At 52.9% G+C, this 13,746-nt stretch carries 13 protein-coding genes and 1 pseudogene; 7 read left to right on the top strand and 7 right to left on the bottom strand.

Annotated elements, in window-relative coordinates; translation table 11 throughout:
* Positions 1–58 precede the first annotated feature (58 nt).
* From glnL to APU02_RS26335, 3 genes are all read left to right on the top strand, one after another.
* On the top strand, positions 59–1,108 hold the full coding sequence (glnL, locus tag APU02_RS19360; protein ID WP_042292424.1) for a nitrogen regulation protein NR(II): 1,050 nt from the start codon (positions 59–61) through the stop codon (positions 1,106–1,108).
* A 10-nt stretch (positions 1,109–1,118) separates the two neighbouring features.
* Positions 1,119–2,528, top strand: a complete 1,410-nt coding sequence (gene glnG, locus APU02_RS19355; protein ID WP_060571022.1) for a nitrogen regulation protein NR(I) — start codon at positions 1,119–1,121, stop codon at positions 2,526–2,528.
* A 112-nt stretch (positions 2,529–2,640) separates the two neighbouring features.
* Positions 2,641–2,751 (top strand): YshB family small membrane protein, encoded by a 111-nt coding sequence (locus tag APU02_RS26335; RefSeq protein WP_090050632.1) that lies wholly within the window; start codon positions 2,641–2,643, stop codon positions 2,749–2,751.
* A gap of 52 nt (positions 2,752–2,803) precedes the next feature.
* Here the strand turns inward: APU02_RS26335 and hemN are convergent, their stop codons facing one another.
* The 3 genes and pseudogenes from hemN to APU02_RS27155 form a co-directional block, all read right to left on the bottom strand.
* On the bottom strand, positions 2,804–4,177 hold the full coding sequence (gene hemN / locus APU02_RS19350; RefSeq protein ID WP_060570968.1) for an oxygen-independent coproporphyrinogen III oxidase: 1,374 nt from the start codon (positions 4,175–4,177) through the stop codon (positions 2,804–2,806).
* 187 nt (positions 4,178–4,364) lie between these two features.
* Positions 4,365–4,874 carry a Der GTPase-activating protein YihI gene (yihI, locus tag APU02_RS19345; RefSeq protein WP_042292418.1) on the bottom strand — a complete coding sequence of 170 codons (510 nt, stop codon included), beginning with the start codon at positions 4,872–4,874 and terminating at the stop codon, positions 4,365–4,367.
* Positions 4,875–4,986: 112 nt separating this feature from the next.
* Positions 4,987–5,239: pseudogene (locus tag APU02_RS27155) on the bottom strand (hypothetical protein).
* Positions 5,240–5,451: 212 nt separating this feature from the next.
* Between APU02_RS27155 and yihA the strand changes: the two are divergent.
* The gene (gene yihA / locus APU02_RS19335) at positions 5,452–6,084 is read left to right on the top strand and encodes a ribosome biogenesis GTP-binding protein YihA/YsxC (RefSeq protein WP_042292415.1); all 633 of its coding nucleotides are present in this window, start codon (positions 5,452–5,454) and stop codon (positions 6,082–6,084) included.
* Between the two features lie 333 nt (positions 6,085–6,417).
* Here yihA and polA read toward each other — a convergent pair whose 3' ends face one another.
* Positions 6,418–9,204 (bottom strand): DNA polymerase I, encoded by a 2,787-nt coding sequence (polA, locus tag APU02_RS19330; protein WP_060570967.1) that lies wholly within the window; start codon positions 9,202–9,204, stop codon positions 6,418–6,420.
* A 363-nt stretch (positions 9,205–9,567) separates the two neighbouring features.
* Here polA and APU02_RS19325 point away from each other — a divergent pair, with 363 nt between their 5' ends.
* Positions 9,568–10,503, top strand: coding sequence for an acyltransferase (locus APU02_RS19325; RefSeq protein ID WP_042292410.1), 936 nt, complete (start codon positions 9,568–9,570; stop codon positions 10,501–10,503).
* A 12-nt stretch (positions 10,504–10,515) separates the two neighbouring features.
* Here the strand turns inward: APU02_RS19325 and dsbA are convergent, their stop codons facing one another.
* From dsbA to APU02_RS19310, 3 genes are all read right to left on the bottom strand, one after another.
* Positions 10,516–11,139, bottom strand: a complete 624-nt coding sequence (gene dsbA, locus APU02_RS19320) for a thiol:disulfide interchange protein DsbA (RefSeq protein WP_042292408.1) — start codon at positions 11,137–11,139, stop codon at positions 10,516–10,518.
* A 14-nt stretch (positions 11,140–11,153) separates the two neighbouring features.
* The gene (locus APU02_RS19315; protein ID WP_060570966.1) at positions 11,154–12,140 is read right to left on the bottom strand and encodes a serine/threonine protein kinase; all 987 of its coding nucleotides are present in this window, start codon (positions 12,138–12,140) and stop codon (positions 11,154–11,156) included.
* Positions 12,141–12,216: 76 nt separating this feature from the next.
* On the bottom strand, positions 12,217–12,486 hold the full coding sequence (locus APU02_RS19310) for a YihD family protein (RefSeq protein WP_012133952.1): 270 nt from the start codon (positions 12,484–12,486) through the stop codon (positions 12,217–12,219).
* A gap of 69 nt (positions 12,487–12,555) precedes the next feature.
* On the opposite strand from APU02_RS19310, the gene mobA reads away from it, so the two are divergent.
* Together mobA and mobB are read left to right on the top strand one after the other, a co-directional pair.
* The gene (gene mobA / locus APU02_RS19305; protein ID WP_072197156.1) at positions 12,556–13,140 is read left to right on the top strand and encodes a molybdenum cofactor guanylyltransferase MobA; all 585 of its coding nucleotides are present in this window, start codon (positions 12,556–12,558) and stop codon (positions 13,138–13,140) included.
* On the top strand, positions 13,122–13,661 hold the full coding sequence (mobB, locus tag APU02_RS19300) for a molybdopterin-guanine dinucleotide biosynthesis protein MobB (protein WP_060570964.1): 540 nt from the start codon (positions 13,122–13,124) through the stop codon (positions 13,659–13,661). The genes mobA and mobB overlap by 19 nt, the downstream gene beginning before the upstream one ends.
* Positions 13,662–13,746: the final 85 nt, after the last annotated feature.

Genomic DNA, 13,746 nt, shown 5'->3' with positions numbered 1-13,746 from the left:
TTTTCTGCGTAAAAGCTATAATGCACCAAAATGGTGCAGACTGTCAGGAGACTGCTGTATGGCAACAGGCACGCCGCCCGATGCTGGGCAGATCCTCAATTCGCTTATCAACAGCATCTTGCTGGTCGACGATGAGCTGGCGGTACACTACGCCAACCCGGCTGCTCAACAATTGCTCGCTCAAAGCTCACGCAAACTGTTTGGTACGCCGCTTCCTGAACTCCTGAGCTACTTCTCCTTAAATCTTGAACTCATGCGCGAGAGTTTAGAGGCGGGACAAGGTTTTACGGATAACGAAGTGACGCTGGTGATTGACGGGCGTTCGCATATTCTTTCCGTCACCGCGCAGCGTATGCCGGACGGCCAGATTTTACTGGAGATGGCCCCGATGGATAATCAGCGCCGTCTGAGCCAGGAGCAGCTTCAGCACGCTCAGCAGGTCGCCGCACGCGATCTGGTACGTGGGCTGGCCCATGAGATAAAAAACCCGCTCGGCGGCTTACGCGGCGCGGCGCAACTGTTGAGTAAAGCCCTGCCTGACCCGGCGCTGTTGGAATACACCAAAGTGATCATTGAGCAGGCCGACAGGCTGCGTAACCTGGTCGACCGGTTGTTAGGTCCACAGATGCCAGGCACCCATGTCACGGAGAGTATTCATAAGGTGGCGGAGCGTGTGGTAGCGCTGGTGTCGATGGAGCTACCGGATAACGTCACGTTGATCCGCGATTACGACCCCAGCCTGCCGGAGTTGCCGCACGACCCGGAGCAGATCGAACAGGTGCTGTTGAATATTGTTCGCAACGCATTACAGGCGCTGGGACCGGAGGGCGGGGAGATCGTGCTGCGCACCCGTACCGCCTTCCAGCTTACGCTGCACGGGGAGCGCTACCGTCTTGCGGCGCGTATTGACGTGGAAGACAACGGGCCGGGGATCCCTTCCCATTTACAGGACACGTTGTTTTATCCGATGGTCAGCGGTCGCGAAGGCGGCACCGGGCTGGGCTTATCCATCGCCCGCAATTTGATCGATCAACATTCCGGCAAAATTGAATTTACCAGTTGGCCAGGGCACACCGAGTTTTCGGTTTATCTGCCTATCAGGAAATAAGGTGACGTTTATGCAACGAGGAATAGTCTGGGTAGTCGATGACGATAGTTCCATCCGTTGGGTGCTTGAACGTGCTCTCGCTGGGGCGGGTCTGAGTTGCACCACATTTGAAAACGGTAACGATGTACTGAACGCACTGGCGAGTAAAACGCCGGACGTATTGTTGTCCGACATTCGGATGCCTGGCATGGACGGGCTGGCGTTGTTAAAGCAGATCAAGCAGCGCCATCCAATGCTTCCGGTCATCATAATGACCGCGCATTCTGATCTGGATGCCGCCGTCAGCGCCTATCAGCAGGGCGCGTTTGATTACCTGCCAAAACCGTTTGATATCGACGAGGCCGTCGCGCTGGTTGAGCGCGCCATCAGCCATTATCAGGAACAGCAGCAGCCGCGCAATATTCAGATCAACGGCCCCACCACAGATATCATCGGCGAAGCGCCCGCCATGCAGGACGTGTTCCGCATTATCGGGCGGCTGTCCCGTTCTTCTATCAGCGTGCTGATTAATGGTGAGTCCGGGACCGGTAAAGAACTGGTCGCCCACGCGCTGCATCGCCATAGCCCACGGGCGAAAGCGCCGTTTATCGCGCTGAACATGGCGGCGATCCCAAAGGACCTGATTGAATCCGAGCTGTTTGGTCATGAAAAAGGGGCGTTCACCGGCGCGAACACCATTCGTCAGGGTCGCTTTGAGCAGGCCGATGGCGGTACGCTATTTCTTGATGAGATCGGCGATATGCCGCTGGATGTGCAGACACGCTTGCTGCGCGTGCTGGCTGACGGTCAGTTTTACCGCGTAGGCGGCTATGCGCCGGTGAAGGTGGATGTGCGAATTATCGCCGCCACGCACCAGAACCTCGAACAGCGGGTACAGGAAGGCAAATTTCGTGAAGACCTGTTCCACCGTTTGAACGTGATACGCGTTCATTTGCCGCCGCTGCGCGAACGGCGGGAGGACATTCCACGACTCGCCCGCCACTTCCTTCAGGTCGCGGCGCGTGAACTTGGCGTTGAAGCTAAACTGCTGCACCCGGAAACCGAAGCCGCGCTGACGCGTCTGGCGTGGCCGGGCAACGTTCGACAACTGGAAAATACCTGCCGTTGGTTAACGGTGATGGCGGCCGGTCAGGAGGTGTTGATCCAGGACCTGCCAGGCGAGCTGTTTGAAGCGACAGTGCCGGACAGCCCTTCCCACATGCAGCCAGACAGTTGGGCGACCCTGCTGGCGCAGTGGGCGGATCGGGCGCTGCGTTCCGGTCATCAAAACCTGCTGTCTGAAGCGCAGCCGGAAATGGAGCGCACCCTGTTGACAACAGCGTTACGCCACACCCAGGGGCATAAGCAGGAAGCCGCGCGACTGCTCGGCTGGGGTCGAAATACCCTGACGCGGAAGTTAAAAGAGCTGGGAATGGAGTAGGCGTCGGCGCGCGCGTGTAAAGATTAATAATTGAGCGCAAATTGCCGTTATTTTGCGCTTTACTGTTCCGATGAGTTGAGTATGATCGTGCCCGGCAAACGGGGGACATATTATGCTGGAATCGATTATAAATCTGCTATCAAGCGGAGCGGTCGACAGCCATACGCCACAAACTGCGGTCGCCGCAGTACTGTGCGCGGCGCTGGTTGGGCTGTTCAGCTAACGGAGTGCCGGATAACGCTTACGCTTATCCGGCCAACTCTTTACTGTTCGGCTTAAATCACCCGCGAGAATTGCTGCATCCGCGCTTTCTGACGTAGATAAGCATCGAAGCACATGCAAATGTTGCGAATCAGCAAACGGCCTTTCGCTGTCACCTGAATCCCTTTCGCATTCACATCCACCAGCCCATCTTTCGCCAACGGCGCCAGCAGTTTCAGATCTTCCGCGAAGTAGTCGGCGACATTGAGATCCCATTGCTGTTCAACGGCAGAATAGTCGAGACGGAAATTGCAAATCAGCGACTTGATGACATCACGACGAATACAGTCGTCACGCGTCAGGGCTATGCCGCGCCACAGCGCATTTCCCTGTTCATCCACGTGCTGATAATAGTGCTTAAGCTCTTTCTGGTTCTGCGCATAGCAGTCACCAATCATACTGATGGCGGAAACGCCCATCCCCAACAGGTCAGTATCGCCCTGGGTGGTGTAGCCCTGGAAATTACGATGCAAAACGCCTTCACGCTGGGCAATCGCCAGCTCATCGTCCGGACGGGCAAAGTGATCCATGCCAATGAACTGATAGCCGCTCTCTGTCAGCGAGGCGATGGTCTGCTGGAGAATATCCAGCTTCTGCTGAGCACTCGGCAGATCCGCGTCTTTAATCTTACGCTGGGCGGCAAACAGCGTCGGCAGATGCGCGTAGTTAAAGACGCTCAGCCGATCCGGATTCAGTTCCGCCACCCGCTTCAGAGTAAAAGCGAAGCTTTCCGGCGTTTGTTTCGGCAAACCATAAATCAGGTCAATATTGGTGGAGGTAAAACCGATTTCACGGGCATGGTGAAGCAGCGCAAAGATAAACTCTTCGTCCTGTTCGCGGTTGACCAGACGCTGCACCTCTTTATTGAAGTCCTGCACCCCCATGCTCAGACGGTTAAAGCCTTCCGCACGTAAATGATCGAGCACATCCAGTTCAATTTCGCGCGGATCAACTTCGATCGAGATTTCCGCATCGGCGTTGAAATGGAAATTATCGCGCAGCAGAGTCATTAAGCGGCTGATTTGCGCTTTATTCAGATAGGTTGGCGTACCGCCGCCCCAGTGCAGCTGGCTAACCTGCCGACCAGCAAACAAGGGCGCGCGGTGCAGAATTTCCTGTTCCAGGGCATCCAGATACTGATCGGCTTTGTGCTGCTGGCGGGTGACAATCTTATTGCAACCGCAGAAGTAACAGAGTTTGTGGCAAAACGGAATGTGGACGTACAGCGAGAGCGGACGCTCAGGATAACGCGCAACGGCCTGCAAGAATGCCTGCTCATCAAACGCTTCAGAAAACTCGAGCGCGGTCGGGTACGAGGTATATCGTGGCCCGGAATAGTTATATTTCTGGATCAGGGCCAGATCCCAGTCTATTTGTTGTTCAGACATGCTCACTCCTTCCGATGGCGTCTCTGGCGGGTACGGCGTACCGGCCTCACTCCACTGCGAGTGATAAGCCGGTTGCGCAGCCACTTTTGTCGCCGCGACAACCGTTGTAGTTTAACGAATAACCACACCAGATAACATATAACCGGAAGGGTTATAAGCAGGACGGGAAGGCCCACGGTGTAAACCGTCAGTTACCCCCGCGAAGCAGGCGCATCATATCTTCCTGCTGCTCGTCTTCTTCCTCTTCTTCGTCATCATCGTAGGAGAGGCCCAGCTTCTGCATCAGTTCGTCGATGCGATCCAGTTTGGCATCCACCCAGCTCTGATCTTCGGCGCTCAGGGTTTCGCCAGCTTCCAGACGTTCTAACAGCGCATCCAGGCGCTCATCCGTTTCCAGTAAATCCAACTCAGCCTGCGGTGAAAGCATAGGTTTCTCGCTCTTCGGTTTGTGCTGTTTGGTGACTTTTTCCGTCACGCCCAATGGAATGGGGGTTTTACTGCCAATACGTGGATCTTTTGCTTTTTTCTGGTTTTTTGCGCCCGTCGCCGCGTCGCCACCCGTCGCACGACTACCCGCCGCGTGACCACGGTGTTTTTTCTGGCGCTTGCGGTCGCGAGCTTCCTGATTCAGCTCTTCGCGGGTTTTACGGCGCGCCTTTGCAGGCCCTTTGCCGCGTGGTGTAGATGTGGATTTCATAGTGATTCGTCTTTGGCTGTTTTATTCAGTATACATTTGCGCCGGAATCTAGCAGAAATAAAGAAAAAAGGCGACAGATTGCTCTGTCGCCTTTTAACCTGACTCACAACCCTTAACGGGTTCTACATTCCGTGTCGGCTCTCAACGCACCCTGTTTTTCCTTCAGCCTGGAACGTTCCGTGTCTTTTCCATTTCCGTAATCTCAACGTCTCCGGACGTCTGTCTTCCTGACAATCCTGTGTCTTCGCCTCCTGGCGCTCCTGACCCTCATCCTGAGTCGTTTATCCTTCCAGCGTCCTCGCTATAAGTAATACTCTACTCTTTTGACGAAAACAGACAAGCCATCGGGCGTGTAATACAGACATTTTCAGATTATTACACAACGTTAATAGATTGATTTAGTTAATTTAATTGATTTTCAGCCCTGCAATTATGCCTAAATTTCGTATAAGAATTGTCGGCAATGTCTCACAAAGCACAGGGTTTTTGCTTACAGACGTCGTGCGCCGAAAAATCCGTCTTTTGCTGCCGTTCAGGTATAATCGCCGCAAAGCTTTGACTGACGGAGACGACCGCTTTGATTAACTTGAATTATCAACAGACGCATTTTGTGATGAGTGCGCCTGATATTCGCCATTTGCCTTCCGACACCGGAATTGAAGTGGCTTTTGCTGGCCGTTCTAACGCAGGCAAATCCAGTGCGCTGAATACGCTGACCAATCAAAAAAGCCTGGCGCGGACCTCAAAAACGCCTGGCCGTACCCAGCTTATTAACCTGTTTGAAGTGGTCGACGGCAAACGCCTCGTTGACCTGCCTGGCTATGGCTACGCCGAAGTACCAGAGGAAATGAAGCGTAAATGGCAGCGCGCGCTGGGTGAGTATCTTGAAAAACGTCAGAGCCTGCAGGGTCTGGTTGTGCTAATGGACATTCGCCATCCGCTGAAAGATCTCGATCAGCAAATGATTCAATGGGCGGTTGAAAGCAATATCCAGGTACTGGTTCTGCTGACCAAAGCGGACAAACTGGCAAGCGGCGCGCGTAAGGCACAGTTAAATAAAGTACGCGAAGCAGTGCTGGCTTTTAATGGCGATGTACAGGTTGAAGCGTTTTCGTCGCTGAAGAAACAGGGCGTGGATAAGTTGCGGCAGAAACTGGACAGTTGGTTTAGCGATTTGGCGCCGGTAGAAGACGTACAGGACGAAGCGTAAGTTTCGTCATGCCGGATAGCGGCGTGAATGCCTTATCCGGCCTACGGACTCATCTTTACAGCAGAAAGAACGCAATAAAAAACGCCCCAGTCAGAAACTGACTGGGGCGGCTAAAATATTCAGCCAAATCCGATTACGTGAAGTAAAAGGTCTGAAAGATAGAACATCTTACCTCTGTACCCTACGCGAATAACTTTACTCTTTTTTAAGCAGCTCAGAAAGCACTTTTTGTAATTTTTTTTCATTCTTTACATAAGGAATTCCAATGCTCATCACAAAATGCTTCCGCTTATGTTGCTTACTTACGAAAAAGGTGAGTTATTCCGCGTCCTCTTAGTGCGCCTGATCCCAGTTTTCACCGCTACCGACTTCCACCAGCAACGGTACGTCAATGCGCGTACAGTTTTCCATCAATTGGTGGATCTGCTTCGACACGGCATCCAGGTCGTCTTTATGCACTTCGAACACCAGTTCATCGTGCACCTGCATGATCATGCGAACGCGCGGCTGCTCGCTTTCCAGCCAGGCATCAACGGCAATCATCGCACGCTTGATGATATCGGCGGCGGTGCCCTGCATCGGGGCGTTGATCGCCGCACGCTCAGCACCTGCGCGGCGCGCGCCGTTGCTGGACTTAATATCCGGCAGATAGAGACGGCGGCCCTCCAGCGTTTCAACGTAGCCCTGCTCTTTCGCCTGGGCACGCGTACGCTCCATATACTCCAGAACGCCAGGATAACGCTCGAAGTAGAGATCCATATACTTCTGCGCTTCCTTGCGCGGAATGTTGAGCTGGCGCGCCAGACCAAAGGCGCTCATGCCGTAGATCAGGCCAAAGTTGATCGCTTTCGCGCTGCGACGCTGTTCATTCGTCACGGTGTCCAGCGGCAGGCCAAACACTTCCGCCGCGGTGGCGCGGTGGATATCTTTGCCTTCTGCAAACGCGGTCAGCAGCCCTTTGTCACGCGACAGATGCGCCATAATGCGCAGTTCAATCTGCGAATAGTCGGCAGACACAATAACGTAGTCCTTCGGCGGGATGAACGCCTGACGAATACGACGTCCTTCTTCGTTACGTACCGGAATATTTTGCAGGTTCGGGTCGGTGGACGATAAACGCCCGGTTGCGGTGACGGCCTGATGATACGACGTATGTACGCGCCCGGTTTTCGGGTTAATCATTAACGGCAGTTTGTCAGTGTAGGTCGATTTCAGCTTCGCCAGGCCACGATACTCCAGTATCACCTTCGGCAGTGGGTAATCCAGCGCCAGCTCTTCCAGCACCTCTTCCGACGTTGACGGCGCGCCTCCTGGGGTTTTCTTCAACGGCTTGATCCCCTGTTTTTCAAACAGGATGGTTTGCAGTTGTTTGGTTGAAGAAAGATTAAACGCTTCTCCTGCGATGTCGTGCGCTTTCTGCTCCAGCTCCGCCAGACGCAGCGTAATCTCTTCTGAATGCTTATGCAGGACCGCCGGGTCGATCATCACACCGTTGCGCTCAACGCGGGAAAGCACCGGCACCAGCGGCATTTCGATGTTTTCAAAAACGTTCAGCGGTCCTTTATGCTGCTGAAGTTCTGGCCACATTTTCAGATGCAGTTGTAACGTGACGTCCGCATCTTCTGCCGCGTAGCGCCCCGCCTCTTCCAGGGCAATCTGGTTAAAGGTCAGCTGATTTTTGCCTTTGCCAGCAATCTCTTCGAAGGTGATGGTTTTGTGTTTCAGCCAGCGATCGGAGAGACTGTCCATATCGTGACGTCCGGCCACGCTGTTCAAGATGTAGGACTCCAGCATGGTATCAAAGGCAATGCCGCGCAGTTCGATGCCATAGTTCGCCAGAATGCCGCGATCGTATTTCAGGTTTTGCCCAACCTTGCGGACATTTTCGTCTTCCAGCAGCGGCTTGAGCAGTTCCAGCGCGCGGTCACGGGCGATCTGATCCGGCGCATCCAGATAATCATGCGCAACCGGAACATACGCCGCCACGCCGGGTTCAATAGCAAACGACAGTCCCACCAGGTTGGCGGTGAGGTTATCAAGGCTGTCCGTTTCAGTATCAAAAGCGAACACTGGCGCTTTTTTCAACTTCGCGATCCACGTTTTCAGCGTCGCTTCATCAAGGATGGTGACGTAGTTGTCATAAGAGAGCGCGGCGGCAGGCACGTCAGCGGCTTCATCAATCACAATCGTCTCTTGCGGTTTAGCCGCAGGCTTCGCGCCCTTCGCTTGCAGCCATTTTCCAGCCTCGACATCGGCGGTCCAGCGTTTGAACTCGTATTTGCGGAACAGGCCCAGCAGCTCATCGGCAATCGGCTGCTGTACAGCCAGTTGTTCACAGGTCAGTTCCAGTTCGACGTCGGTTTTAATGGTTGCCAGCTGGTAAGAGAGATAAGCAACTTCTTTATTTTGCTCAAGTTTACCCGCCATCGTTTTCGCCCCGCGGAAGGTCAGTCCAGCGATTTTCTCCGGCTCGGCATAGAGAGTATCAAGTCCTCCCAGCCCCTGGAGCAGCGCCTGGGCGGTCTTCTCGCCGACCCCCGGTACGCCCGGAATGTTGTCCGAGGAATCGCCCATCAGCGCCAGAAAGTCGATGATAAGCTCTGGCGGTACGCCATATTTATTGACCACTTCCTCCGGGCCCAGAATCGTGTTGGTCATGGTGTTGATCAGCGTAATATTGGGCGTAACCAGCTGCGCCATATCTTTATCACCGGTGCTGATCAGCACCGGACGGCCCACCTTCTCGGCCTCGCGCGCGAGGGTGCCGATCACATCGTCCGCTTCCACGCCCGATACAGCCAATAATGGCAGGCCCATCGCTTTCACCATCGCGTGCAGCGGCTCGATTTGCGCACGCAGGTCATCCGGCATCGGTGGGCGATGCGATTTGTAATGCTCGAATAACTCGTCACGGAAGGTTTTGCCTTTAGCATCAAACACCACTGCGGCATGCGTTGGCTGATACTGCATGATCAGGCTGCGCAGCATGTTGAGGACGCCATACATCGCGCCTGTCGGCTCCCCCGCGCTGTTGGTCAGCGGCGGGAACGCATGGTATGCGCGATAAAGATAAGAGGAGCCATCTACAAGGATAAGTGGGTTTTCTGGGATCTGAACCATAATGTCCGTGCCTGTTTATCAGATTATGGGTAAAGGATGCCACAGACGGGATGAAAACATCAGTTTTTCGCCGCATTTGTAGGAATTCTTTTGTCGATCTTCGGGATCGCTCGCAACATTATCTGTGGATAACTTTGTGCATAATTAGTTTTCTTCGATTTAATTTCAAATGCATATTTTTGCGATAACTCATTTTACATATTATTTTCAATAAGTTATAAATTTAACCAGGAATTTTCCTCACCTTTTCAGTGAAATATGAAATGTGGATAGATAAGCCGTCTTTTTTGAATCAGCGAAGAACCGTCATTTGGATCGTTTTCTGATAAAATCAGCCACCTTGCGCATTTAAGCGCACTGTTTATGGCTAATCCTTTGAATACATTATTGATGACGAGATTGCTCGCTTCGCTGACGTTATTGCTGAGCATCGTACTGACCATTTTAGTCACTATTATCTGCTCTGTGCCGATCATCGTTGCCGGGATCGTAAAGCTTCTGCTCCCCGTCCCCAGCGTTTGGCGCAGGGTCTCCCTGTTTTGTAATTTTATGATGTACTGCTGGTGCGAAGGGCTGGCGCTGCTGCTACATCTAAATCCCTGGCTGAAATGGGATGTGGAAGGTCTGGAAGGGCTGAGCAAGAAAAACTGGTATCTGCTGGTTTGTAATCACCATAGCTGGGCAGATATCGTGGTACTTTGCGTACTCTTTCGTAAACACATTCCCATGAATAAGTACTTTCTCAAGCAGCAGTTAGCATGGGTACCTTTTATTGGCCTCGCCTGCTGGGCACTGGATATGCCGTTTATGAAGCGCTATTCGCGCGCTTATTTGCTGCGCCACCCGGAGCGGCGCGGTAAAGACGTGGAAACGACCCGCCGCTCGTGCGAGAAATTTCGTGCGCATCCGACAACCATCGTAAATTTTGTCGAAGGTTCCCGCTTTACTGAAGAAAAGCGCCAGCAAACCCGTTCACCGTATAAGAATCTGCTGGCGCCTAAAGCCGCGGGGATCGCAATGGCGCTAAACGTGCTGGGCGCCCAGTTCGACAAATTGCTTAATGTCACATTGTGCTACCCGGACAATGACCAGACGCCCTTCTACGACATGTTGAGAGGTAAGCTGACGCGCATTGTGGTTCGCGTGGATATGCAGCCCGTTACCCGGCAACTGCACGGGGACTACGTTAACGATAAAGACTTTAAGCGCCATTTCCAGCGCTGGCTGAATACGCTGTGGAGTGAAAAAGACGCCCAAATAGAGGCAATAAAAGCTGAAAATAATAAAGCCGGTCAGTGACCGGCTTTATTATTATTTTTTGCTGACCAGATATTTCACGGTATCTGCGTACTGCTGTACAAAGATATCCATGCTGCTGGTGTCCATCCCCTGCGGATTCACCTGATATTTGCCGTTAACAAACATCGCCGGAACGCCACTCAGTTCCAGGTCGGCCGCCGCTTTTTCCTGCTGTGCGACCAGTGATTTCACCACAAAGCTGTTCCACGCCGCGTCGTAGTCTTCACCCTTAACGCCAGCATCAACGAACACTTTACGAATATCCGCTACGCTTTGTACTGTCTGGTTTTTCTGTACCGCTTCGAACATCGGCACGGTTACTTTATCTTCCACACCCAGCGCCATCGCTACGGCCCACGCCTGGGTCAGATCTTTACCCAACGGGCCGAGGAATTCGACGTGGTATTTGGTCATTTTGACGCCTTCCGGCAGTTTTTTCTTCACGTTATCAGAAACATGAAGCACTTCTTCGAACTGGTAGCAGTGTGGGCAATAAAAAGAGAAGAATTCCAGCACCTGCGGTTCACCGGCAACGGGCTTTTCCAGTGTGGAGTACTGCTTGCCATCCTGGAATTGCGCTGCCGATGCGCTAAAAGCTAAAACCATACCAGCCAGCGCCAGCCAAATCTTTTTCATGATTGCGTCTCCGATTAATACATAGGTGTTAATTGTAATGGGGGTTCGTGCAGGATTTTAGTCTGCTCGATGAACGTCGCGGTCTGACGCTGCCAGTAATCTTCCCCAGTTAACCACGGGAAATTCTTAGGAAAGGCAGGATCGTCCCAACGACGCATCAGCCAGGCCAGATAATAAACTAAACGCATCGCGCGTAAAGGCTCTATTAGCCCGATTTCAGCCGGATTAAATTCACTAAATTCTTCATACGCTTCGATAATCGCTTCCAGCTGCATGCGCTGTTCCGCTTTGTCTCCATTCAGAAGCATCCAGAGATCCTGTATAGCCGGACCATTACGGGAATCATCTAAATCCACAAACAGAGGCCCATCGCGCCAGAGAATGTTCCCGGCATGACAGTCGCCATGCAGTCGCAGAATGTCAAACGATGTATGCCAGCGATCCGTCACCGCTGCGATCAGCGCATCGGTCGCTTTCAGGAAGGCCGCTTTCTGTCCGGAGGGAATAAGTACGGCATGCTCAAACAGTTTGCGCGGTTCAGTGAGGTATTCTTCCAGACCGATGGTGGGGCGGAACGTAAAAGGCTGACGACGTCCGGTACGGTGCATACGCCCAAGATAGCGGCCAACTGACTCCATCTGATCGATATTATCCGCTTCAAACTGTCGGCCGCCTACGCTCGGGAAGATGGCGAAGTGGAATCCCTGATGATGCAACAGCGTCTGGCCATCAAAGGCCAGCGGTGCGGCCACCGGGACATCATCATTCACCAGTTCCTGCGCAAAATGATGCTCTTCCAGGATCTGTCCAACGGACCAGCGCTCAGGGCGATAGAATTTCACAACAAAACGCTGGCGATCTTCATCCTGAAACTGATAGACGCGGTTTTCGTAGCTGTTCAGCGGGGTCAGTCCGGAATCCACCCGGATCCCCTGTTCAAACAGCGCATCCATGATGGTATCCGGGTGTAATGTCTGGAAAGTAAAAGCGTTATCGTTCATCCCATCATCCGGAAAATGCTTTGAATGATTCAGGATATCATTTCGTGACGGTTTCGGTTGCGCCGCTTACAAGCTTTTACTCTTTAATTACGCCGCGTGCGCGCAGCAGCGCCGTTTTGAAATCTTCCTCGTAGTCTTTCTGAATCCCGGGAATAACGGCGTCTTTCGCAGAGTCGCGCATTTTCAGGTGATAGATCAGAATGTCGTCAGTTAAATCCGCCAGCTCGCCGTCAAAACCTGACTCTTTGGCCAGTTTCTGCAAAAATTGCAGCAGGTTCAGGTCTGGCTCCTTTTGCCAGGCAGGCTGGAGGAGTTCAATAACTTCATTCAGACGTTTACATTTCATGGTAGTGCTCCTTACTCTTGAGACAGACACGTTAGCAGGGTCAATCCCACAATAAAAGAGGCGATATCAGTGAATGAGGATAGTGCAATAACAGGGGTTGTGCTGGCGGGCGGAAAAGCCAGGCGAATGGGCGGAACAGATAAGGGGTTACTTGAACTGCAAGGGAAGCCGCTGTGGAAACACGTTGCCGATACGCTCTTATCGCAACTGGATAGTGTGATGGTGAACGCAAACCGCCATCTTGATCGCTATCGCGCCGGTGGGCTGAAGGTTATCACCGATTCACTGGAGGATTACCCTGGTCCGCTCGCCGGTATGCTTTCCGTTTTTCAGCAGGCGGAAGGCGACTGGTTTCTGTTTTGCCCGTGCGACACGCCGTTTATTCCTGATGATTTGGTCGCCCGCTTGCGACATCAGCGACACAATGCGCCAGTGGTATGGGTTCACGATGGCGAGCGGGATCATCCTACCATCGCGCTGGTAAACCGCTCGGTTCAGCCATTTTTGCAGCAGTATTTGTGCTCTGGTGAGCGCCGGGTAATGGTTTTTATGCGCCAGGCAGGCGGACATGCCGTTGATTTCAGCGATTGCAAAGAAGCTTTCGTAAACGTGAATACACTTGAGGAACTTGCCAGATGGCAGGACAAACCATAATCCCTTTACTGGCGATAGCTGCATGGAGTGGAACCGGAAAAACCACGCTGTTAAAAAAGCTGATTCCAGCGCTTTGCGCCAGCGGCGTCCGTCCGGGTTTGATCAAGCACACCCATCATAATATGGACGTGGATAAGCCAGGTAAAGACAGTTATGAACTGCGTAAAGCAGGAGCCATGCAAACCCTGGTCGCCAGCCAGCAGCGTTGGGCTCTGATGACTGAAACGCCGGAAGAAGCAGAGTTGGATTTAGCGTATCTGGCAAATCAGATGGATGCTTCTAAGCTGGACCTGGTGCTGGTAGAAGGGTTCAAGCATGAAACAGTGGCGAAGATCCTATTATTCCGCCAGGAATGCGGCCACGGGATGGATGAACTGGCTGTAGACGAGCATGTCATTGCGATTGCCAGTGATGTGCCGCTTGACGTGAGCGTACCCGTTCTGGATATAAATGATATACCGCAGATCGCCACCTTTGTTTTGGACTGGCTGAAGGGGAATTCCTCGCCGTCGCCCGAATAAAGCAAAGCCGCCATCCCGTGCCGGATGGCGCTGCGCTGAGATGGCCTGTGCCAGAAACGCAAAAAGCCCATCCGTCAGGATGGGC

Origin of the sequence: Citrobacter sp. 50677481 (assembly GCF_001463265.1) — a bacterium.
Taxonomy (GTDB): Bacteria; Pseudomonadota; Gammaproteobacteria; order Enterobacterales; family Enterobacteriaceae; genus Citrobacter_A; species Citrobacter_A sedlakii.
This window is presented reverse-complemented; position numbering and strand designations above follow the sequence as displayed.

Coding starts and splice junctions, on each gene's coding strand:
- glnL (WP_042292424.1), top strand. CDS start 59: ATGGCAACAGGCACGCCGCCCGATGCTGGGCAGATCCTCAATTCGCTT.
- glnG (WP_060571022.1), top strand. CDS start 1,119: ATGCAACGAGGAATAGTCTGGGTAGTCGATGACGATAGTTCCATCCGT.
- APU02_RS26335 (WP_090050632.1), top strand. CDS start 2,641: ATGCTGGAATCGATTATAAATCTGCTATCAAGCGGAGCGGTCGACAGC.
- hemN (WP_060570968.1), bottom strand. CDS start 4,177: ATGTCTGAACAACAAATAGACTGGGATCTGGCCCTGATCCAGAAATAT.
- yihI (WP_042292418.1), bottom strand. CDS start 4,874: ATGAAATCCACATCTACACCACGCGGCAAAGGGCCTGCAAAGGCGCGC.
- polA (WP_060570967.1), bottom strand. CDS start 9,204: ATGGTTCAGATCCCAGAAAACCCACTTATCCTTGTAGATGGCTCCTCT.
- APU02_RS19325 (WP_042292410.1), top strand. CDS start 9,568: ATGGCTAATCCTTTGAATACATTATTGATGACGAGATTGCTCGCTTCG.
- dsbA (WP_042292408.1), bottom strand. CDS start 11,139: ATGAAAAAGATTTGGCTGGCGCTGGCTGGTATGGTTTTAGCTTTTAGC.
- APU02_RS19315 (WP_060570966.1), bottom strand. CDS start 12,140: ATGAACGATAACGCTTTTACTTTCCAGACATTACACCCGGATACCATC.
- APU02_RS19310 (WP_012133952.1), bottom strand. CDS start 12,486: ATGAAATGTAAACGTCTGAATGAAGTTATTGAACTCCTCCAGCCTGCC.
- mobB (WP_060570964.1), top strand. CDS start 13,122: ATGGCAGGACAAACCATAATCCCTTTACTGGCGATAGCTGCATGGAGT.